The organism is Gillisia xinjiangensis (assembly GCF_046298265.1).
Lineage (GTDB): Bacteria > Bacteroidota > Bacteroidia > Flavobacteriales > Flavobacteriaceae > Gillisia > Gillisia xinjiangensis.
Genome location: NZ_JBKAHK010000003.1, coordinates 418762 through 438616, shown reverse-complemented (window position 1 = coordinate 438616; position 19855 = coordinate 418762). Strand labels below are relative to the sequence as shown.

The window sequence follows — 19855 nt, the reverse complement described above, 5'->3', positions numbered from 1 at the left end:
AATAATAGGTTAAGAAAACTTTTGCATATGCGGAAAATAGCAAAACAGGTTAATTCCACCAGGCAGTTAAGAAAGGAAAAGCAATCTGATCATGTACGTTGGAACAAACCTGATCAATTATTTGAAGACTGGAATGAACGTACCGGGATACTAGCTTCTATGGTTCGATCTGGTTCAGTTGTGATTGAATTCGGTGCCGGTAATATGGCATTAAAGAGCTTATTACCCCAGGGCTGCAGATATACCCCATCGGATATAGTGAAAAGAAATCCGGATTTTCTGAAATGTGATCTTAATGAAGAAATTCCATTTGATCTTTCTGCTTACGATACTGCTGTTTTAAGTGGAGTATTGGAATATGTATATGATATAGATAATGTTTTTAAACAATTTCCCGAAAACATGAAAAACATTTTGTTATCCTATTCGTGTAAAGACATTTCACATGCTAATCGGCTGGAAAACGGATGGTTGAGTGATTATTCCAAGAAAGAAATGGACGCTGTTTTTGAGAAATATGATTATCAAATAGTTGAATATAAGGAATGGAGAAATCAGTCTTTATTTAGTTTAAGGAAAGCTTTGAAGAAGAGATGTTGTGATGGGGCTACCGAGTGACAGAGTGATGAAAATCTCATTTGAAATATGCGTGGCTTGGACCCCCAGATCACTATGGGGACCTATAATTTTTTAATTCAAAATTAATTCGAAATGACTCAGCAGTCATTTCGAGCGAGCGAATTTTAATTTGAAAATGTTGCTCTAAGGATTAATTTAATCCGGATTTTCATAGTAATATAGTAATAAGGATAAAGCCAAGGGAAATCTCTTGTTTTAGGGCACGAGATTTCAAGGGAGTTTAGAGATGAAGATTTGAGATTTCTCAATCGCCGGATTACTTCTCCCTCCAAAATCGGGAGCGCAATGACTAGGTAGGTGGTTGTTCATTATCGATGAATGAATTACATTTGTTCAAAGCCAACTCCATTTAATGATAATCCTGATCCATCAGAATGCCCAACAAGTAGTCAAGGTATTGAAGGGGAAAACAGAAATAAAAATCTCTGCCACTCATTGTACAATAGCTTTTTGGGAACTGGCAGAAAAATATCCGGAGGAGATCATCGCCTGGTGTGAGGAGAAATATAGCGCTGATCTGAATTTAGCGCAGTGGCCAAAGGTATTTTACCAGGATCTTATTATGGCATCATATGCTATTGAAAATGTTTTTCTTCCGGACAGTATAGGCTATATTGACCAGTTGCCTTTTGTAAACGTGAAAAGAGAGGTATTGTTTCCCACCTGGCAAATGAGTAGTGATGTGGGGGGAATAAAAGGGGAATCACTTCTTAAATTCAAACCTCTTTTTGAAGGTATAGATGAATTTGATTATTTACTGAATTCCATAGCAAAGATCGGGCAGCAAAACGGACTCTTTTGTTATAGTGCACCGGGCCTGGTGATCCAGATTTCTGATAAAAAACTTAAAAATACTGCGACTTCCAGTCAGTTATTTTCCTTTATCTATCAATATTACAACACAATCTGGCTTTCGGTTTTGTTCTGGTGTTACTGGAGATATGAGAACAAGTTACCGATAAAGGCTTATTTACAGGCATTCTTTGAGAAAAAGTGCTTTTTGCAAAAGGTAGATCTTTCTGGAATTAAAATTCAATCCAATAAAATTCCCAAAACCTCAAATTCTATAGATGTGATCATCCCAACTATGGGCCGTCCAAAATACCTGATGCAGGTAATTGAAGACCTGAGCCTTCAAAGCCTGCTCCCAAAAAAGGTAATTGTGGTGGAGCAGAACCCGGATGTGAATTCCATTTCTGAATTTCCTGAACTGGAATCTAAAATTTGGCCTTTTGAAATTATACATCATTTTATCCATCAAACCGGAGCCTGTAACGCTAGAAATATTGCTTTGGAAGAGGTAGATGCCGATTGGGTATTTTTTGCAGATGATGACATAAGATTGAAAACGGACCTGCTGGATACTGGAATTAAAGAGCTTAAAAGACTGGGTGCAGATTGCTTGAATTTGAATTGTAAACAGGAAGGGGAAGGGGTCGTATTTCACAAAATCAAGCAATGGGGCAGTTTTGGTTCGGGAACAAGTATGGTTAAAAGTCACTTTACCAAAAATTGTGAGTTCTCGAAGGTCTATGAACACGGTTACGGGGAAGATGCCGATTTTGGGATGCAGTTGCGACAGTTGGGGTGTGATATTATTTATCATCCCGAAATTGAGATCCTGCACTTAAAAGCCCCCATGGGAGGCTTTCGGGAAAAACCGATTTTGGCCTGGGAACAGGAAAAGCCGCTGCCCAAACCTTCCCCCACCTTGATGGCTTTTGCTTTAAAATATTACACTCCGCAACAAATCAAAGGTTTTAAAACTTCCTTGTTTTTGAAATTCTATAATATACAGAAGATAAAAAATCCTATAACCTATATTCGTGAAATGAATAAACGCTGGAAAAAAAGTGAGGAATGGGCCCTGGATTTAATGAAGGAAGAGTGACTTTGGGAAGGATGAAGGGAGAATTGGGGACTAGAGGAAAGAGTAAAGTAGGAAAAATAGAGAAAAAAATAATTGCGAAGATGAATTAGAAATCATGAGACAGGAACCAAGAGTCAAAAATGAAGAATTAATTGGAAAGAGGAAGGTTGACACCAGAAAGCTTTAGGTTAAAAAATGCTTTGTTATTACTCTAATAATTTATATTTCTACATCCTTATTGAAACACATTAATGAAATTCCTAATTACAAATATCGAGATAAGAAGTGAGACATCTAAAAAGCTGCCTTTTGATTTATTCAGTAAAGAAACCGGCCCTTTTAATATCCTTGTAGAAAACCGAGATAAAATAATCGAAACAGTTTCACATTATAGCATTACAGATGGATATCTCAGAGATTTAAATAAATCTATTGAAGATTTAAAGGGGCAGGTGGAAAGTGCCATTTTTGAAATCACATATAATTGGCCTGTTCCAGATAATATCACAGGCTCTTTTTCATCTTGTATTATAGATAAAAATAATTTTGAAATTACAGTATGCAATGATTTGATAGGGGTTTATCCATTATATTATTTAATTAATAATACGGGGTTTTATATTTCCAATAGCATTATATTATTAGGAGCAGCCTCCAAATGTGAATTTGATGAAGCCGGGATCATTCAAAGATGTCTGGGTCCGGAATTCTCGAATATTGGTTCAAGAACCATCCTGAAAGACTGTAAACGGTTGTTACCCGGAGAACATTTAAAATTTGATCCAAACGGAAATGTCTTATCAAAAAAATATGATAATTCATTATATCAGAACATTTCCAAACCTGATCAGAACCACGATTTACATCATCATTTTTGGAAGGCATTTAAAAAAGAAGTCGCATATTGTCTTAATGATTCTAAAACCGTGAATATAGCATTGAGCGGCGGTATTGACAGCAGAGTGGTACTTGGTGCCATCTCAAATGATAAAGACGTCACCGGTTTAACATTTGGGGGAAAGGAAAACTACGAGACCAAAATAGCTTCTCGTCTGGCCAAAATTAAAAAGGCGAACTTTAAAAGCTTTTCACAACCCAATCTATATTTTCCTCCAGTCGAAATTTTAAAACAATACACACTTGAAACAGAGGCAGTTAATTTATGTTCCTGGTTAGAGATTTTGGAAAACACTGAAAGAAATAAAGAACCAATATTGTTAGGTGATATGGCTGAAGTTCTAAACGGAAGAAATATTAAAAAATTTTCGTCTAAGGAGTTTAGACAAACTAAATTTATTGAACACCAGATATTAAATAAAGATTATAATTTCGGAAACTCTTCAAAGGAAAGCTTTGAAAATTGGAAGGAATCATTATCATATTCTCATTTGCGTTGGTATACTGAAGAGAGATTATCACAATTTAATGTATCCATAAGTAGGGAGAATCTTCTCGAGGCTTTACTGTCTGACCTTAATGAACTTTTTCTGAGAATAGAATCTCATCAGTTACCTTACGTTGAATTGTATGTTGAATTATTTTCCTGGTTCACACATTCCCGAATGCCAATGGGAAAACAAATCCTGATTTGTAATAGTAAATTTAAAAGTTATTGTCCTTCAATGTCTGTTCAAATTATTAGGTTGGCGAGTTCAATTCATCCAAATCTTAGGCTTAACTCCCGGTTTATGAATAAACTTTTTAAAGAATCAATAGAACTAAAAGAGTTAAATAAAATCCCTACAAATCAAGCACCTATAATTCCTCAAAATTATCCTGATATAATTAAATTTCCAATTTGGGGTTTAAGATCTAAAATTGATCAATACTTAATTAAAAGATTAGTAAAAAGCAAGGATATTACAAAGCGCTATAGGTTATTTAAAAGCATAAATTGGGCGGAGATTTATCAAAATCCCAATATGGAAAAAAACCTTAAAGCGTACTATGAGTATAACCATTTAGGAGAAGAATTTTTTCAAAGTATTTTAAATCAGTGTGTTCAACGAAAACAATTAAAGCAATGGCCATTTGCAAATATTGATATAATGACAGCTGCCAGTTTAAATACGGAAATTGACTTAATCAAATCTTTAAGACAAGGGGTAAATGAAGTTTAGCCTAATAATTTGTACTTATAATAGACCTGACGCAATGATCCATTTAATGGAATCAGTAAAGGAACAAAAGTTGGTTCCTGATGAAATTTTAATAATTGACAGTTCTCCCAATGATAACACCAAAAATGCCTTGGAGGAAAAATTTTATCCGGGTTTAAAATATTTTAAGGTCGGGGTTGAAAATAGCGGATTGACAAAACAGCGAAATTTCGGAATCCAAAAGGTAACTGAAACTTCTAAAATAGTTTGTTTTCTGGATGATGATATAATATTAAATCCGGAGTATTTTGAAAAGTTAATCGGGACTTATTACAAATACCCAGAGGTGCTAGGAGTAGGGGGTTATATCCTGGATGAGGTAGAGTGGAAGAGGAATTCGGTTGGAAAGGCAGTTCAATTCGACGAATTTGAAATTGATGGGTATGTTCGAAAATTAGGAAGTCGGAATGTATTGCGCAAAAAACTCAAACTTTTGAGCGACCAACCACCCGGATTTATGCCCGAATTTTCCAATGGCTTGTCCATAGGTTTTTTTCCTCCTTCAGGTAAAACATATCCGGTGGAATTTTTTATGGGAGGGGTTTCTTCCTATCGGAAAGAATTATTTGAAAAAATAAGCTTTTCCACCTATTTTGAGGGTTACGGACTTTATGAGGATATGGATTTTTGTTTGAGGGCCTCAAAAATTGGACAATTATACGTTAATACAGCTGCTCAATTATACCATTATCATGAGGAAGCGGGAAGGCCAAATCAATTTAACTACGGGAGAATGGTAATTAGAAATGGATGGTATGTTTGGCGGGTAAAATACCCATACCCTACTTTTAAAGTCCGACTTAAGTGGCACAGCATCGCTTTTTTGTTAACTTTAGTGCGGCTTGGGAATGTGATCAATACCAGTCGGAAAAAAGAAGCGTTTACGGAAAGTTTAGGTAGGATTGCTGGTTGGTGGAGTATAATCTTCACCAAAATTGTCACAAGGGAAGAGTAAGTTTTAAGGCGGAGTAAAATATTTTAATCGCATAAATTTCAAGACCTTCCCTAAATGGGATGTTAATATGAAAACTATATTTCTTTCTTTTACTATAAAAAATTCTTCAGTGGCTGAGTTTTTTCTGGAGTTATCCAATCAGCTTGCACTTAATTATAAGGTGATTATTATTACATACGCGGTAGAAAAAAGTGATTTTCATATTTCACCCAGGATTGAAGTAATTAAATGGCCATCAAAAAGGCCAACAAAATTCAAAGACTTTATATTTCTAAGTAAATTAATCATTAAGCATAAACCCGAGGTGATGATTGCTAATTTTGGAGCGGTAAACATGTTTTTACTAGCAGGTTATTTATTAGGAGTGAAACAAAGAATTGCCTGGTATCACACTCTATCTGCTCAATTGGAAAAACGTAAAATATTACAATATCGAAAAAAAATATTTTATAAAATGGCCACCCAAATAGTAGCCAATTCTAAAGCTACACAAGATGATCTTATCAAGAATTTTGGAGTGGAGAAAAGTAAGGTGAAGGTTATTTATAATGCAGTTAAAAAATCCGTATTATTAAATAATGTCATTCCTTATAAACTGGTTTATGCGGGGAGAATGCATAAAACAAAAGGAGTAGATACTTTGATTCAGGCAATTCCATTTGTAGTCAAAAAATTCCCTTTGGTTAATTTGACATTATTAGGTGATGATTTAAAAGGAGAACAAATAAAAAAATATATTGAAATAGTAAACAAATTAGAAGTTCAAAATAATGTAAACTTTATTGGAAATCAAAATAAGGATAAGGTATTGGAGCAATTTTCTTCTGCTTATATAACCATAGTTCCATCTGTAGTAGAAGCTTTTGGATATGTAGTAATTGAAAGTTTTTCAGTTAAAACTCCTGTAATAGGATCTAATACTAGCGGAATTGCAGAGATTATAAGAAATGATCGCGATGGTTACCTTTTTGAAGTAAATAATCATAAAGATCTTTCAGATAAAATCAATCATTTACTTGGAAATCCACGGCTTAGAGAGCAGTTTAGCAATAATTGCTTTGAACGTTTCCTGGAGAATTTTGAAGTTAAAGGAGTAGTAAATAATTTTCGTGAAGAATTTAAATTATGAATTTGAAAGACCTTTAATTATAAGAAGAAGGAAGAATTAGAGATAAGAAAATACAATTAATGAAAAAAGAAGATAATTTTCTTGAAATTAATCAGCGCCAAAAGGCTTTCTATGATAAAAAGAAAAAGAACTTTGCCACAAAAATTTGGTTTTCCCTTCGGAATGGGATACTGCAAAAAGTCCGAAAAAGTATAGGGGTAGAAAAGCAGATCCATCTTCTTCACCTGGAATGGTGTGGTGACTTATCCAATAAAAAAGTATTGGATTTGGGTTGTTATGAAGGCAATTCATTGTCGATATATTTAGCCCAAAATTCAAAAGAATATATAGCGATTGATCTAAGTGAAAAGGGAATCTCGCATCTTAGAAACAGATTGAAAAATATAGAAAACGCAGATGCTTTTGCTACCGACTTCCTTTCTGAAGAATTTACAGAAAAAGATTTTGATCTTATTTATGCTTATGGTGTCCTTCATCATTTTAAAGATGTGGAGATGTTGATCAACAGATTAAAAGAAAAGCTAAATGCCAATGGAACCATTATAAGCAATGATCCATTGGAAACAAGTTTGCCAATAAAGTTGATAAGAACGATTTACAGGCCTTTTCAATCGGATAAGGACTGGGAATGGCCGTTTTCAAAGAAGGTTTATTATCAATTTGAGAGTGCGTTTAGAATAAAGGACCGAAGGGGTATGCTAGGAAAGGCCAAATGGTTTTTTATAGTTAATTTTCTACCATTCCCGCCAGAAAAGAAAACTGAAATCGTACAAAAATGGCATTGGGAAGATTGGGAGAAATCCCGGGTTTCCGATTCGCATATGTTCAGATGTATGCATTTAACCATGTTAATGCAAAAAAAGGATTAGACCTGAATTATAGAAAATAAGAAAGTTTGTTCTGATCGATATTTATTTAAAGAACCAGCAATGCACATTCATTTGCATTGTTCCGAAAAACTAGGGTTAATTATCTGTTTCAATCAAAAGTTTAATCTGAAGAAACCGAAAGTACAGAGTTAATATGAAGAAGAAGATCTATTTTATTTTTGGAATCATAGCTCTTATAGTGATTTTAATCCTGATAATTTTCAATTACCGATACCCATTTGTAACTCCTTCTGTGGGTAATTGGTCTGTTGGTTTTTCAGGTTCTTCTGAGTTATTCTCGACTATAGATGTAAAACCTGAAAATATAATTACCTATAAATCCTTTGACAGTCTCATACCTGAAGGAATTGATTATATAGCAGATCCTTTTTATATCAAGGAGGATGGTGTGTTTTATCTTTTTGTGGAACTGAAAGGAGAAGGAAATGCAAATATTGCCTTGTTGACCTCCACCGATGGGGAAAATTACCGATACAAAGGAATTGTTTTGGATGAAGATTTTCATCTTTCCTTTCCGCAGGTTTTTAATCACAAAGGGGAATTTTATATGTTGCCGGAAACCAAGGGTTCCAACCAGGTTTTGTTGTATAAGGCAGAAAATTTTCCCTATGATTGGAGAATCAGCGATACCCTTATTAAAAACAGGGGTTTAAAAGATCCTTCCCTGCTGTTAAGCGAGGAATTAAATTTGATCGTGGCCGTTGATAACGATCTAAAACAATATATGTTTACAGCCGATTCCCTGAACGGCAGCTGGACCGAAGCAAAAAATTACAAACAGCGATGGGCAATGAGACCCGGCCGGGTGGCCGGTTTTTTAAAGTGGACGATAACTGGTACCTTCCCCTGCAAAACGGAACTTTGGGTTACGGCACGGGGATCTCCCTTTATAAACTGGAAACCCAAAACGACCGGCTGGAATTTAAGATTTCGGAAAAGATGTATTTAGGTCCGCAACAGGAAATTCAATGGTTTAACAGGGGAATGCATCATCTGGATATACAGGAACTAGATAACGGATATTACTTTGTTTATGATGGTGATAGAAATTACGACGAAAGGGAGTTTCAATATAAAAGGACAATAAAGTTCAATCTTTTAGATATCTACAATTATTTTAGATAAATCAAATGAATTTTGGAGTTATAACTTATATTTTGCATAAGGATCATAAGGGTAAATATTACTCTTATGAACCCTATATAAGGGAAATGAATATCTGGTTGAAATTAACCTCAAAATTTCTCTTACTGGCACCTCGGAAGGATAAAATTCCGAGTCCTATAGAGAGTGCTTATTATATAGCTCCAGCAGAATTCCACGAGATTCCGGAAACGTCTTTAACCACTTTTAAAGAAGCACTTAAGACACTAGTTTATTTACCCTTTACTTTTTACAAGATCGCTAGAGTAATGAAACGGGCAGACCATATCCATTTACGGTGCCCGGGAAATATTGGATTATTAGCGTGTTTAGTACAGATCTTTTTTCCGCAAAAACCAAAAACCGTAAAATATGCCGGGAACTGGGATCCTAATTCCAAGCAACCCTGGAGTTACAGAATGCAAAAGTGGATATTAAGCAATACTTTTCTCAGCAAAAATATAAAGGTGTTGGTATACGGGGAATGGCCAAATCAGTCAAAGAATATTCTGCCATTTTTTACAGCGAGTTTTTCTGAAACTGAAAAAATAAAAATAGAAAAAGATTTTACTTCCCCGTGCAAATTCATTTTTGTAGGCAGTTTGTCGGCTGGGAAAAGACCATTATTTGCCATTAAATTCATTGAAGCCCTTATGGGAAAAGGCATTCCGGCAAAACTAGAGATTTACGGTAGCGGGGTGCTGAGAAACGAGTTGCAGGAATACATTAACACAAAAAACCTGGAGCCGTTTGTAAGCCTTATGGGAAGTATTAAGCTGGAAGAACTGAAAGAAGTTTATAAGGCCTCGCATTTTTTGATCCTGGCATCACAATCGGAAGGCTGGCCAAAGGCGGTGGCGGAGACTATGTTTTTTGGGTGTGTTCCGGTTGTAACTTCTGTTTCCTGTGTGCCGTGGATGCTCAAAGCCCCCCCCGCCCCCGATGGGGGAGCTAGAGTTGTTACTATTACCGAAAGAGGAATTCTTATTCCGGATTTAGAAAAGGGAGAAGAGTTGAAAATGTACAATGGGATGAGGCGAAAGGATAGTCGGGATGTGTTAAATGAGACAGTGGAAAAAATACTCGAACTAATAAAAGATCCGGAGAAGATGAAACGGATGTCTTTGGCTGGGCAGGAGTGGAGTCAGGAGTATACTCTTGAAAAATTTGAGGAGGGGATAAAGAAAATTTTATACGACTCAAATAAGGAATAAAAAGGAAAAGGGTTGAGTATTAAGTTTTTGGTTCACCCCTGCGCCCCTAAAGGGGAATTAGGATTCCGGTTAAACTGAATACTTTTTTCCGCCGCCCTTTAGGGAGGGGTATAGCGGAAAAAGAGTAAAGAGGTGTAACATTATTTTGGTTCACCCCGGCACCCCTAAAGGGGAAGGAGATTTTCGGAGAATTTCAGATTAGAATCGAAGTTAGAATTTTTCTGCACCCTTTAGGGCGGGGGGTAAAGCACAATAAAAATACTAAATCGGAGTGAGAATTAATTAAGGTTTGCGGTAAAGCGGAAAAAAGAGTTGAGTATTATGATTTCGTTTGACCCCTGCGCCCCTAAAGGGGGAATAAATATTCCGGTTAAACTAAATACTTTTTCCGCCTCCCTTTAGGGTTGGGGTAAAGCGGGAAAAGAGTAAAAAGTTAGGCGTTAATGAAGAAAGACCACTTATATCACGATGAAAGTATGTTTAAGGGAGCTCCTTTAGATAGTTTTGCAAAGGCAAAATTTTTAAGGGATAATATGACTGATGCTGAAAAATTACTTTGGGAAAAACTAAAAAATAATCAACTAAAAGGATTCAAGTTTAGAAGACAACACCCTATTCATATTTATATTGTAGATTTTTATTGTCATAAATTAAAATTGATAATTGAAATAGACGGCGGTTACCACGATTCAAAGGAGCAAAAGATACTGGACGAAGAGAGGAGTGAAATATTAAAATTTCAGGAATTAGAAATAATTAGATTTACCAATGATGAGGTGTTTGAAAATATCGAATTTGTAGTTAGGAGAATTGAGGAAAAAATAGATCTCGGCTCACCCCTGCACCCCTAAAGGGGAACTGGATCTTTAGAAGTAAAAAGAAATACAAAGTTAGAATTTTTCTGCACCCTTTAGGGCGGGGGGTAAAGCACAATAAAAATACTAAATCGGAGTGAGAATTAATTAAGGTTTGCGGTAAAGCGGGAAAAAGAGTTGAGTATTATGATTTCGTTTGACCCCTGCACCCCTAAAGGGGAACTGGATCTTTAGAAGTAAAAAGAAATACAAAGTTAGAATTTTTCTGCACCCTTTAGGGCGGGGGGTAAAGCACAATAAAAATACTAAATCGGAGTGAGAATTAATTAAGGTTTGCGGTAAAGCGGGAAAAAGAGTTGAGTATTATGATTTCGTTTGACCCCTGCACCCCTAAAGGGGAACTGGATCTTTAGAAGTAAAAAGAAATACAAAGTTAGAATTTTTCTGCACCCTTTAGGGCGGGGGGTAAAGCACAATAAAAATACTAAATCGGAATGAGAATTAATTAAGGTTTGTGGTAAGGTGGAAAAGAGTTAAGAAATATGATTTTAGTTCACCCCTGCACCCCTAAAGGGGAAGAAGGTTTCCGGTGAAATTGAATGCTTTTTTTCGCCTCCCTTAAGTCCCGAATGGTCGGGAGGGGTAAAGCACAATAAAAATACTAAATCGGAATGAGAATTAATTAAGGTTTGCGGTAAATCGGAAAAGGTAGTTTGATCAACAAATTTAATTATATTGGAATCTGGTAATAAATTAAATAAAAAAAGTTCCTTTCCCTTTGGGAGAGGCGGGGGTGTGGGATGAGAGTACTACAATTAATAGATAGTTTACGTCCCGGCGGGGCAGAGAAGATGGCGGTGAATATTGCCAACGGGTTGCTGCCTTACGTGGAAGGTTCTTATTTGTGTTGTACAAGGCGTGAGGGAATGTTGAAAGCCCAGCTGAAACCGGAAGTGGGTTATGTTTTCCTGAATAAGAGATCCAGCCTGGATCCCAGGGCGATTTTAAAATTGAGGCTTTATATTAAAGAAAATAATATAACTATTGTACACGCGCACAGCACTTCTTATTTCCTGGCAGGTTTGCTTAAATTGAGCGGAGGGAGCTTTAAACTGATATGGCATGATCATTACGGAGAAAGTGAGTTTCTTGAGAAAAGGGAGTTTAAGGTCTTGAAGAGATTTTCCCGTTTATTTGCCGGGATCATTTCGGTAAATACAGCTTTAAAAAATTGGGCGGTTGAAGAATTGCAGTGTAAAAATGTTATTGAATTAAAGAATTTTATTCCGAAGGTGGAAAACACTGGCCTTGTTGCTATAAAATTAAAAGGCAGTTCCACAGCTTTCAAAATAATTTGTGTAGCCAATTTACGACCACAAAAGGATCATTTAAATTTATTGAGGGCATTTGAGCTTTTAGATAAGAATCTGGCGGTTAGTTTACATCTTATTGGTGAAGACCCGGGAACTGATTATTCAGCTTCTGTTTTAAAAGAAATTGAAAGCTCCCCTGTTAGTCATAAAATTCATTATTATGGAAGTCAGCCGGAAATAATACCTTTACTTCAGCAGGCGGATCTTGGGGTGCTTCCATCCCGATCTGAAGGTTTAGCTTTGGCATTGCTGGAATATGGAATTGCAGGCTTGCCGGTGCTATGCACAAATGTTGGACAATGTGCAGCTGTGATCAATAATTATGGTAAAATTGTAGGGAAGGAAAATTCAAAAATGCTCTATCAAGGGATTTCAGCTTATCTTGATGATAGGTTGAAAATGAAAAAGGAAGCTAAACTGTTTCAGCAAGAAGTGAAAAAGAATTATTCTGAAAAAGGGGTGCTAAAAAAATATATGAACTTTCTGGAAAGTGATTAATAAAGAACACAACACGAACAAATTATATATCAACCTCCTGGTTATCCATTTTGGGTTGGCATTTCTTATCTATGTATACCGGCCAGCTTCAACTCTTATTATGTTTGGTGCGCTGGCCTATTTTCTTTTTATCACCATTCAAAATGAGAACCGGAATAATGAAGCTTTAATGGGAGCTGCCTATATTGCGGGTGCCGAAGTATATTTCAGGATGACCGGAGGGATGGTTTTTTATGAAACAGGGAAATACATGGTGATTGTTTTCCTGGTGATCGGGATGTTTTTTAAAGGCACGTCTTCTAAAACCGTTCCATTCTGGACGTATCTTATGATACTTATTCCCGGAATAATCGTAGCTTCCATTACAATGAGCCTTGAGACAGACTTCCGCAAGGCTATTGCGTTTAATCTCAGCGGTCCGGTAGCATTGGGTATTACTGCGCTTTATTGTTATTATAAAAAGATCAAAAAGGAAGATTTTCAAAAAGTGCTGTTAATGTTACTGCTGCCTCTAATATCCCAAATGTTTTACCTGTATTTATATACCCCTACTTTACAGCAAGGACTTATAAGTCTGTCCGGAAATTATGCAGCAACGGGAGGATATGGTCCTAATCAGATCTCTACGGTTTTTGGACTCGGAGCTTTTTTGCTGGTAACGCGCCTGTTCACCGTCAAAAATAAACTCATCAATATCATTGATCTTGTTCTATTGGGGATGATGGGTTACAGGGCGGTGATCACATTTTCCCGGGGAGGGGTTTTTACAGCATTAATTTGTATAACAGCTTTTCTGGTGTTATTTTATTACAAACAGGACAGAAAAGAGCAAACCAGGACCAATTTTAAAATGATCCTGCTTGTGGTTTCGGTTTCTTTGATCTGGATCTTCTCCTCGATAAAAACTTTTGGTCTTATTGAAAACAGGTATGAAAACAGGGATGCAGCCGGAGTATTAAAGGACGATATCACAACAGGAAGAGTTGAGTTGGTTACTACCGAATTAATTGCGTTTTATAAGCATCCTTTTATTGGAATTGGAGTTGGTAAGGGTTATGAATACCGGCAGGAAAATTTAGGTATTGACATTGCCTCCCATAACGAAATAAGCCGTTTATTATCGGAACACGGATTGCTGGGTGTTTTTGCTTTACTTATACTTATATTTGTCCCTGTATTATTCTGGTCCAAGTTTAAAAATAACTATTATTTCCTGGCTTTTGTGGCCTTCTGGTTTTTAACCATCAACCACTCGGCTATGAGAATTGCCTTGCCAGCCTTTGTGTATGGGCTGGCATTATTATATATTGTAGATGAAAAAAAGGATCCTGTACATAGGAAACGACTTAGTACTTAACAGTTTTACGGCCACCTATATTTCCTTTTTCAGCAAGGTGCTTAAAAAGGAGGGGTATGCGGTGCGCACGGCTTCCAACAAGAGCAACAAAGCCCTGCGGCTGCTGGAGATGCTGGGAATGATAGTAAAACATCATAAAGCCACCGAACTCGTCCTGATAGATACCTATGGGGCGATGAATTTTTATTATGCCTACCTGGTAGCCAAAGCCTGCCAGTTCTACAAGCTGGATTATATTCCCATCCTTCACGGCGGAAATTTGCCGGAGCGGCTTCAGGAAAATAAAAAACTGAGCAAAAATCTCTTCGGAAAGGCTAAAATGAATGTAGCTCCTTCCAATTATCTCTACAGGATTTTTAAAAATGCCGGATTCACCAACCTGCAAATCATCCCGAATTCCATAGAATTAAAAAAATACAGCTATAAACCCAGAACTGTTTTTGCTCCCAGGTTATTATGGGTGCGGAGGTTCCAGGGGAGGTACAATCCTATGCTGGCACTAAAGGTCTTAAAGTTGCTAAAGGCGGAATATCCGGAAGCAGCATTGTGTATGGTAGGCCCGGAAAAAGACGGTTCTATGGCCCGATGTAAAGCCTATGCAGAAAAGCATGAACTTAATGTCAGTTTTCCGGGGAAACTTAAAAAGAAGGAATGGGCGAAGCTTTCTGAGGAGTATGATATTTTCCTGAATACCACCAATATAGATAATACGCCAATTAGCGTGATAGAGGCGATGGCTTTGGGGCTTGGCGTTGTTTCCACCAAAGTGGGAGGGATGCAGGATCTTGTGGAAGATGGAAAAGACGGGCTTTTGGTTCCTCCCGCAGACGAACAGGCGATGTTCCTGGCGGTGGAGCGCCTATTAAAAAATCCTGAAAGAACGCTGGAGATCACAAAAAATGCCAGGGAAAAGGTGATGGCCTTCGACTGGGAACAGGTGAAGGAGAAGTGGAATAGTTTGCTTCGGTGATGAAGAACCGGCTTTTATATATCGGCAATAAACTTTCAGATCGCAGGAGCAATCCTACGGCGCATAATGCATTAAAAAAAGGCCTTCAGAAAGAAGGATTCAAGATCTACTCCGCTTCGCATTTCAAAAATAAATTACTTCGCCTGGGGCATATGGTAGGTTCTTTCATCTGGCATTTCCGAAGCGTGGACCTGGTGCTTATAGATGTTTACAGCACCCAGAACTTCTGGTATGCGGTTGTTGTAAGTCGGCTGGCGAAATTATTTAGAAAAAAATACATCCCTATCCTTCATGGCGGGGATTTGAAAAACAGATTTAGAAGCTCCCCGGAGGCTATAAAGAAGTTATTCGGGAATGCCTATATGGTTATTTCCCCTTCCCTGTATTTAAAAGAGGAAGTGGAGCAACTCGGGTTTTCCAATGTGCGGTATCTCCCCAATCCGCTTTATATAAACACCTACAGGTTTAAAACGCGAAAGCACCTGAGGCCTGAACTTTTATGGGTGCGTGCTTTTGATGCGATATACAACCCCATGCTGGCATTGCAAACCCTGGAGATCCTGTTGAAAGATCACCCGGAAGCAGCTTTGAAAATGGTGGGACCGGATAAGGATGGCAGTTTAAGCGATTGCCGGAAGTATGCCGAAGAACGCAATTTGCCGGTGAGCTTTACCGGGAAGCTGAAGAAGCAGCAATGGAAAGCCCTGGCTTCAAACTGTGATATTTTCCTGAATAGCACGCATATCGACAATACGCCGGTGAGCGTACTTGAAGCTATGGCACTGGGATTGCCGGTGGTTTCCACCAATGTGGGCGGGATCCCTTTTCTAATTGAAGACGGAAAGACCGGAATGCTGGTGCCGCCAAATGATGCTGAAGCTATGGCAAAGGCGGTGGAATACTTGATGAACAATGCCGAGGCTGCACTAGCTATAGCAGCGAATGCAAGGGAAACTGCAGAAAGTTTTGACTGGGAGGTGATAAAACGTCCATGGAAGGAACTTCTTTCCTGAAAATTTTTACCTTTAGAGCTCAATTTCACCAAAGAAATGTCTAAAAAATCCATCCTACATTTTGATATTTCTGAACGTAAAGTCCTTTTGCGGTTTATGGATATGTTCGTGGTGGTTTTTCTGCTTAGTCTGGTCGGGATTATTTTTGACCTGAGATATTTACAGATCAATAACTATAACTTAGTCTGGATCGCAGTATTGGTGACCTATCTGAGCGTTTTCGCCAGTATCTTCGAACTTTATCACCTTCAAAAAGCCGGAAAATTTGAGATCGTGGTTAAGAATGTGATACTCACTTCTTCGGTCACCGTGCTGTTTTTTATGCTGACCCCGTTTTTTACGCCCAGCCTGCCGGATAACCGGGTGCAACTGCTGTTCTTTTTTATTACTATAACCGCCGCGCTGTTGCTATGGAGGTATGCCTATATCACCCTGATCTCTTCGGCGAGATTTCATAAACGCGTATTGCTGATTGGTGATGCCGCAGAACTGATCCTGATGGTTAAAGCCCTTCAGAAGTCGGATCCAAATTATGCGATCATCGGATTCGTAAATACCGGAAACGGGGATAATTTCTCGATAGCTGCAGGCCTTAAGGAATATCCTTCCGAAGAAATAAGAAAGGTCCTGAAAGATGAACATATCAACGAAATCGTGGTAGCGGGCTCCAATTCCCGAAACCGCGGCCTGACGCTTGATCTTCTGAAAGAGCTGAATAATCTCTTGATAGAGGGCTTTTCCATAAAAGATTATACGCAGGTATATGAAGATATTACCTACCGTGTTCCCGTGCATCACGTGGGCAAGGATTTTTATAAATTTTTCCTTTTTAACCGAAGCAACCAGAACAAGTTTTACCTGTTCTTTAACCGGGTGTTCGATGTGCTTTTTAGTCTGATTGGTTTGATGATGTGCATCCTGTTCATCCCCTTTATCTGGTTAGGAAATTTATTTGGGAACCGGGGAAGTTTGTTTTACTCGCAGGAGCGGATAGGTCAGAATGCGCAAAGTTTCAATATTCTGAAATTCAGGACGATGCCGAAGAATTCAGAATTAAACGGTCCGCAGTGGGCAGAGAAGAATGATCCCCGTATCACGAGATTCGGAAGATTCCTTCGCCGCACCCGGCTGGATGAATTTCCGCAGTTCTATAACATCTTAAAAGGCGAGATGAGCATTATAGGCCCCAGGCCGGAGCGGGAGGTGTTTGTGAAGGAGCTTTCAGAAATAATCCCCTTCTATAAAACCAGGCATATCGTGAAACCCGGACTTACCGGCTGGGCGCAGGTTATGGCGAATTATGGGTCGAGCCATGATGACAGCATGGAAAAGCTGCAGTATGATCTTTATTATATCAAACACCGTGGGCTTTTCCTGGATTTGAATATTCTGGTTAAGACTTTTAGTACGGTGCTGTTTTATAGGGGGCAGTGACGAAGTTGGAAAGTTAAAAAGTTAAAAAGTTAAGATTGCTGCGCTGCGCTTGCAATTACGTTCGCTACGCTCCGTTTGCCGCGCCGGTGAGAACAGTTATTGCGAAGGAGCTTTTTCAGCGACTGAAGCAATCTCATGTTGGCGGGAGGTTTAATCATGTAGGGGGTTTCATTTGCCTACCACGATCCAAAAATCGGGGTCGCAATTATGTTCGCTACGCCACGGTTGCTGAGCTACGCCATTGTTGAAAACTGTCATTTCGAGCGAGCGGTTTTGAAATTGAAATTAGGTTGCCTCAAGGATTTAATTTTTATGCTGAATTTTTTAAAGTATAGGAATAAAGCGACGAGAAATATCACGTATTACCTCGGCTCTTCCTGTGATAAACTCAGATGACAGGGAGAAGGAGATTTACTTATTTCCTGATGACTGGTTCTTGTTACTTAATTTTTTTTCGCTTTCCACTTGTCTAAATTTTGTAACTTTAGCAACAATAGATGAAAAAATGATAGACTATAAAAAATATATCTCAATAGACCCTAATGTGAGGTTTGGAAAGCCTTATTTGACCGGAACCAGAATTTCTGTTTATGATGTTCTTAGCTGGTTTGCCAATGGAATGAGTGCTCAGGAAATACAACTTGATTTCCCGGAACTCACAGAAATACAAATTCAGGCTTGTCTGGCTTATGCTGCTGATAGGGAGCACAAGATTAGAGTGGCCTGATGAAATTATTATTTGACCAAAATATCTCCTTTCGGCTTCTTCGAAAAATTGAAATTCAATATCCTGAAGCAAAAACAGGTAAAGGAACTAAACCTGGAGAATTCAACTGACTTACAAATCTGGGAATATGCCAGGGTTAATTACTTCACCATAGTTACTTTTGATGCAGATTTTTTTGACATTGCAAACTTAAAAGGGCATCCGCCAAAAATAATTTGGTTAAGGACAGGGAATACAACCACCATAAACCTCGAAAAATTATTTATCGATAAACGGGAACTTATTGCAGATTTTATCTTAAATCCTGTTCTTAAAAATATTGCATGTTTAGAAATTGATTAACATTCCGAATTGTTAATTTTTTAAATTCCACCCAATCCGGACGTTTCGGGATCATAGTTAAAATCCTCCCCTCGGCCCCCTCCGAAGGAGGGGGATTGTCACGAACGTAATGACGTGGGATTGCTTCGCTTCGCTCGCAATGACGGGGTTGGAACTGTCATTGCGAAGGAGCGTTTCAGCGACCAAGAATGGAGCACACTCATTTGGATGTGCTTACCTTTCATCAAACAAATCGCATAAAGCACGGTGTGGTGTTTATTGGTAGTTATGTAGACCCAGTATTTTTTCATAATTGAAATTACGGAAAGAAAATGAGATTGCCACGCTGCGCTCGCAATGACGTGAGATTGCCGCGCTTCGCTCGCAATGACGTGGTAGTTTTTATCATGTTTTGGGGTTCCGATTGCCTCGCTTCGCTCGAAATGACGTGTGAGGAGCTGTCATTGCGAAGGAGCGTTCAGCGACTGAAGCAATCTCATGTTGGCGGGAGGTTTAATCATGTTGGAGATTTCTCAATCGCCAGATTGCTTCTCCCGAACCAAAAATCAGGGTCGCAATGACAGGCTCATTTCGAAATGACTGCGTCAGATTTCTCAATCGTTCTCCACGGTTTTTTACGCACGATTTTTGCTATATTTGTGAAAAAGGCATCAATATGATAACCATAGAGATAAATGAACGTACAAAGGCAGGAAAAGCCCTGCTCGAGGTTGCCCGACTGTTTTCAAAAGAAGAAAAAGGTGTTAAAATTATAGAAGAAAGCCCTTACGATAAAAATTTTGTAAAAAAAATAAAAGCCAGGGAAAGAAGTGCCAGTGGTGCTAAATTACCGAGGCTAAACCCTGATAATGTATGGGAAAATTTATAGTAGAGCTTGCGCCTCTCGCTATAAGAGAACTTAAAGCGCATAAAAAGTCCGGGAATAAAACCAGTATTAAAAAGCTTGGAAAAATACTTAAGGAACTCTCTACAACGCCTTATGAAGGTACCGGCAAACCAGAAGCTTTGAAGTATGACCTTACCGGGTATTGGTCCCGCCGCATTAATAAAAAGGATCGCCTTATTTACAAGGTTTATCAGGAAAAGGTAACCGTGCTTATCCTCTCTGCAATGGGACATTATGAAAAATAACCACTACAAATTCTGTTTTCAGTTTTAATTCCAAAAGGTTTTTTTACCATCACAAATAAAACTTGATCGCAATGACGGTTGGCCACGTTGCGCTCGCAATGACGTGGGGTTGCCGCGCTGAGCTCGCATTGACGTGTAAGGAACTGTCATTGCGAAGGAGCGTTTCAGCGACTGAAGCAATCTCATGAATGAAGCA

19 protein-coding genes are annotated in these 19855 nt (G+C 38.2%); all 19 read left to right on the top strand.

Features of this window, described 5'->3' with window-relative positions:
- The first annotated feature begins 27 nt into the window (after positions 1 to 27).
- The 19 genes from ACKGJN_RS07000 (at position 28) to ACKGJN_RS06910 (ending at position 19659) form a co-directional block, all read left to right on the top strand.
- A complete protein-coding gene (locus ACKGJN_RS07000; protein ID WP_409538739.1) occupies positions 28 to 618 on the top strand; it encodes a class I SAM-dependent methyltransferase in 591 nt (196 codons plus the stop codon).
- Positions 619 to 991: 373 nt separating this feature from the next.
- A complete protein-coding gene (locus ACKGJN_RS06995) occupies positions 992 to 2530 on the top strand; it encodes a glycosyltransferase family 2 protein (protein WP_409538738.1) in 1539 nt (512 codons plus the stop codon).
- Between the two features lie 230 nt (positions 2531 to 2760).
- On the top strand, positions 2761 to 4629 hold the full coding sequence (locus ACKGJN_RS06990) for an asparagine synthetase B family protein (protein WP_409538737.1): 1869 nt from the start codon (positions 2761 to 2763) through the stop codon (positions 4627 to 4629).
- On the top strand, positions 4619 to 5623 hold the full coding sequence (locus ACKGJN_RS06985; RefSeq protein ID WP_409538736.1) for a glycosyltransferase family 2 protein: 1005 nt from the start codon (positions 4619 to 4621) through the stop codon (positions 5621 to 5623). The genes ACKGJN_RS06990 and ACKGJN_RS06985 overlap by 11 nt, the downstream gene beginning before the upstream one ends.
- A gap of 67 nt (positions 5624 to 5690) precedes the next feature.
- On the top strand, positions 5691 to 6752 hold the full coding sequence (locus ACKGJN_RS06980; RefSeq protein ID WP_409538735.1) for a glycosyltransferase family 4 protein: 1062 nt from the start codon (positions 5691 to 5693) through the stop codon (positions 6750 to 6752).
- Between the two features lie 59 nt (positions 6753 to 6811).
- The gene (locus ACKGJN_RS06975) at positions 6812 to 7621 is read left to right on the top strand and encodes a class I SAM-dependent methyltransferase (RefSeq protein WP_409538734.1); all 810 of its coding nucleotides are present in this window, start codon (positions 6812 to 6814) and stop codon (positions 7619 to 7621) included.
- A gap of 154 nt (positions 7622 to 7775) precedes the next feature.
- Positions 7776 to 8591: a glucosamine inositolphosphorylceramide transferase family protein gene (locus tag ACKGJN_RS06970; RefSeq protein ID WP_409538733.1), complete on the top strand. Its 816-nt coding sequence runs from the start codon at positions 7776 to 7778 to the stop codon at positions 8589 to 8591.
- Positions 8582 to 8767 (top strand): hypothetical protein, encoded by a 186-nt coding sequence (locus tag ACKGJN_RS06965; RefSeq protein ID WP_409538732.1) that lies wholly within the window; start codon positions 8582 to 8584, stop codon positions 8765 to 8767. Before ACKGJN_RS06970 ends, ACKGJN_RS06965 begins: the two co-directional genes overlap by 10 nt.
- 5 nt (positions 8768 to 8772) lie before the next feature.
- Entirely contained in the window at positions 8773 to 9999 is a 1227-nt protein-coding gene (locus ACKGJN_RS06960; RefSeq protein WP_409538731.1) for a glycosyltransferase family 4 protein, read from the top strand.
- Positions 10000 to 10442: 443 nt separating this feature from the next.
- Entirely contained in the window at positions 10443 to 10850 is a 408-nt protein-coding gene (locus ACKGJN_RS06955; RefSeq protein WP_409538730.1) for an endonuclease domain-containing protein, read from the top strand.
- Positions 10851 to 11614: 764 nt separating this feature from the next.
- Positions 11615 to 12685, top strand: a complete 1071-nt coding sequence (locus ACKGJN_RS06950; RefSeq protein ID WP_409538729.1) for a glycosyltransferase — start codon at positions 11615 to 11617, stop codon at positions 12683 to 12685.
- A complete protein-coding gene (locus ACKGJN_RS06945) occupies positions 12678 to 14042 on the top strand; it encodes an O-antigen ligase family protein (RefSeq protein ID WP_409538728.1) in 1365 nt (454 codons plus the stop codon). The genes ACKGJN_RS06950 and ACKGJN_RS06945 overlap by 8 nt, the downstream gene beginning before the upstream one ends.
- Positions 13999 to 15012 carry a glycosyltransferase family 4 protein gene (locus tag ACKGJN_RS06940; RefSeq protein ID WP_409538727.1) on the top strand — a complete coding sequence of 338 codons (1014 nt, stop codon included), beginning with the start codon at positions 13999 to 14001 and terminating at the stop codon, positions 15010 to 15012. Before ACKGJN_RS06945 ends, ACKGJN_RS06940 begins: the two co-directional genes overlap by 44 nt.
- Positions 15012 to 16025, top strand: coding sequence for a glycosyltransferase family 4 protein (locus ACKGJN_RS06935; RefSeq protein ID WP_409538726.1), 1014 nt, complete (start codon positions 15012 to 15014; stop codon positions 16023 to 16025). The genes ACKGJN_RS06940 and ACKGJN_RS06935 overlap by 1 nt, the downstream gene beginning before the upstream one ends.
- Positions 16026 to 16061: 36 nt before the next feature.
- Positions 16062 to 17459 (top strand): sugar transferase, encoded by a 1398-nt coding sequence (locus ACKGJN_RS06930; protein WP_409538725.1) that lies wholly within the window; start codon positions 16062 to 16064, stop codon positions 17457 to 17459.
- A gap of 505 nt (positions 17460 to 17964) precedes the next feature.
- Entirely contained in the window at positions 17965 to 18186 is a 222-nt protein-coding gene (locus ACKGJN_RS06925; protein ID WP_409538724.1) for a DUF433 domain-containing protein, read from the top strand.
- A 12-nt stretch (positions 18187 to 18198) separates the two neighbouring features.
- Positions 18199 to 18528: a DUF5615 family PIN-like protein gene (locus tag ACKGJN_RS06920; RefSeq protein ID WP_409538723.1), complete on the top strand. Its 330-nt coding sequence runs from the start codon at positions 18199 to 18201 to the stop codon at positions 18526 to 18528.
- A gap of 655 nt (positions 18529 to 19183) precedes the next feature.
- Entirely contained in the window at positions 19184 to 19396 is a 213-nt protein-coding gene (locus tag ACKGJN_RS06915; protein ID WP_409538722.1) for a DUF2683 family protein, read from the top strand.
- Complete coding sequence (locus tag ACKGJN_RS06910; protein WP_409538720.1) at positions 19381 to 19659, top strand: Txe/YoeB family addiction module toxin; 279 nt, start codon at positions 19381 to 19383, stop codon at positions 19657 to 19659. The genes ACKGJN_RS06915 and ACKGJN_RS06910 overlap by 16 nt, the downstream gene beginning before the upstream one ends.
- Positions 19660 to 19855 lie beyond the last annotated feature (196 nt).

Excerpts from the sequence above, each read along its gene's own strand:
- ACKGJN_RS07000 (WP_409538739.1), top strand. The coding sequence starts at position 28 with ATGCGGAAAATAGCAAAACAGGTTAATTCCACCAGGCAGTTAAGAAAG.
- ACKGJN_RS06995 (WP_409538738.1), top strand. The coding sequence starts at position 992 with ATGATAATCCTGATCCATCAGAATGCCCAACAAGTAGTCAAGGTATTG.
- ACKGJN_RS06990 (WP_409538737.1), top strand. The coding sequence starts at position 2,761 with ATGAAATTCCTAATTACAAATATCGAGATAAGAAGTGAGACATCTAAA.
- ACKGJN_RS06985 (WP_409538736.1), top strand. The coding sequence starts at position 4,619 with ATGAAGTTTAGCCTAATAATTTGTACTTATAATAGACCTGACGCAATG.
- ACKGJN_RS06980 (WP_409538735.1), top strand. The coding sequence starts at position 5,691 with ATGAAAACTATATTTCTTTCTTTTACTATAAAAAATTCTTCAGTGGCT.
- ACKGJN_RS06975 (WP_409538734.1), top strand. The coding sequence starts at position 6,812 with ATGAAAAAAGAAGATAATTTTCTTGAAATTAATCAGCGCCAAAAGGCT.
- ACKGJN_RS06970 (WP_409538733.1), top strand. The coding sequence starts at position 7,776 with ATGAAGAAGAAGATCTATTTTATTTTTGGAATCATAGCTCTTATAGTG.
- ACKGJN_RS06965 (WP_409538732.1), top strand. The coding sequence starts at position 8,582 with ATGTATTTAGGTCCGCAACAGGAAATTCAATGGTTTAACAGGGGAATG.
- ACKGJN_RS06960 (WP_409538731.1), top strand. The coding sequence starts at position 8,773 with ATGAATTTTGGAGTTATAACTTATATTTTGCATAAGGATCATAAGGGT.
- ACKGJN_RS06955 (WP_409538730.1), top strand. The coding sequence starts at position 10,443 with ATGAAGAAAGACCACTTATATCACGATGAAAGTATGTTTAAGGGAGCT.
- ACKGJN_RS06950 (WP_409538729.1), top strand. The coding sequence starts at position 11,615 with ATGAGAGTACTACAATTAATAGATAGTTTACGTCCCGGCGGGGCAGAG.
- ACKGJN_RS06940 (WP_409538727.1), top strand. The coding sequence starts at position 13,999 with ATGAAAAAAAGGATCCTGTACATAGGAAACGACTTAGTACTTAACAGT.
- ACKGJN_RS06935 (WP_409538726.1), top strand. The coding sequence starts at position 15,012 with ATGAAGAACCGGCTTTTATATATCGGCAATAAACTTTCAGATCGCAGG.
- ACKGJN_RS06930 (WP_409538725.1), top strand. The coding sequence starts at position 16,062 with ATGTCTAAAAAATCCATCCTACATTTTGATATTTCTGAACGTAAAGTC.
- ACKGJN_RS06925 (WP_409538724.1), top strand. The coding sequence starts at position 17,965 with ATGATAGACTATAAAAAATATATCTCAATAGACCCTAATGTGAGGTTT.
- ACKGJN_RS06915 (WP_409538722.1), top strand. The coding sequence starts at position 19,184 with ATGATAACCATAGAGATAAATGAACGTACAAAGGCAGGAAAAGCCCTG.
- ACKGJN_RS06910 (WP_409538720.1), top strand. The coding sequence starts at position 19,381 with ATGGGAAAATTTATAGTAGAGCTTGCGCCTCTCGCTATAAGAGAACTT.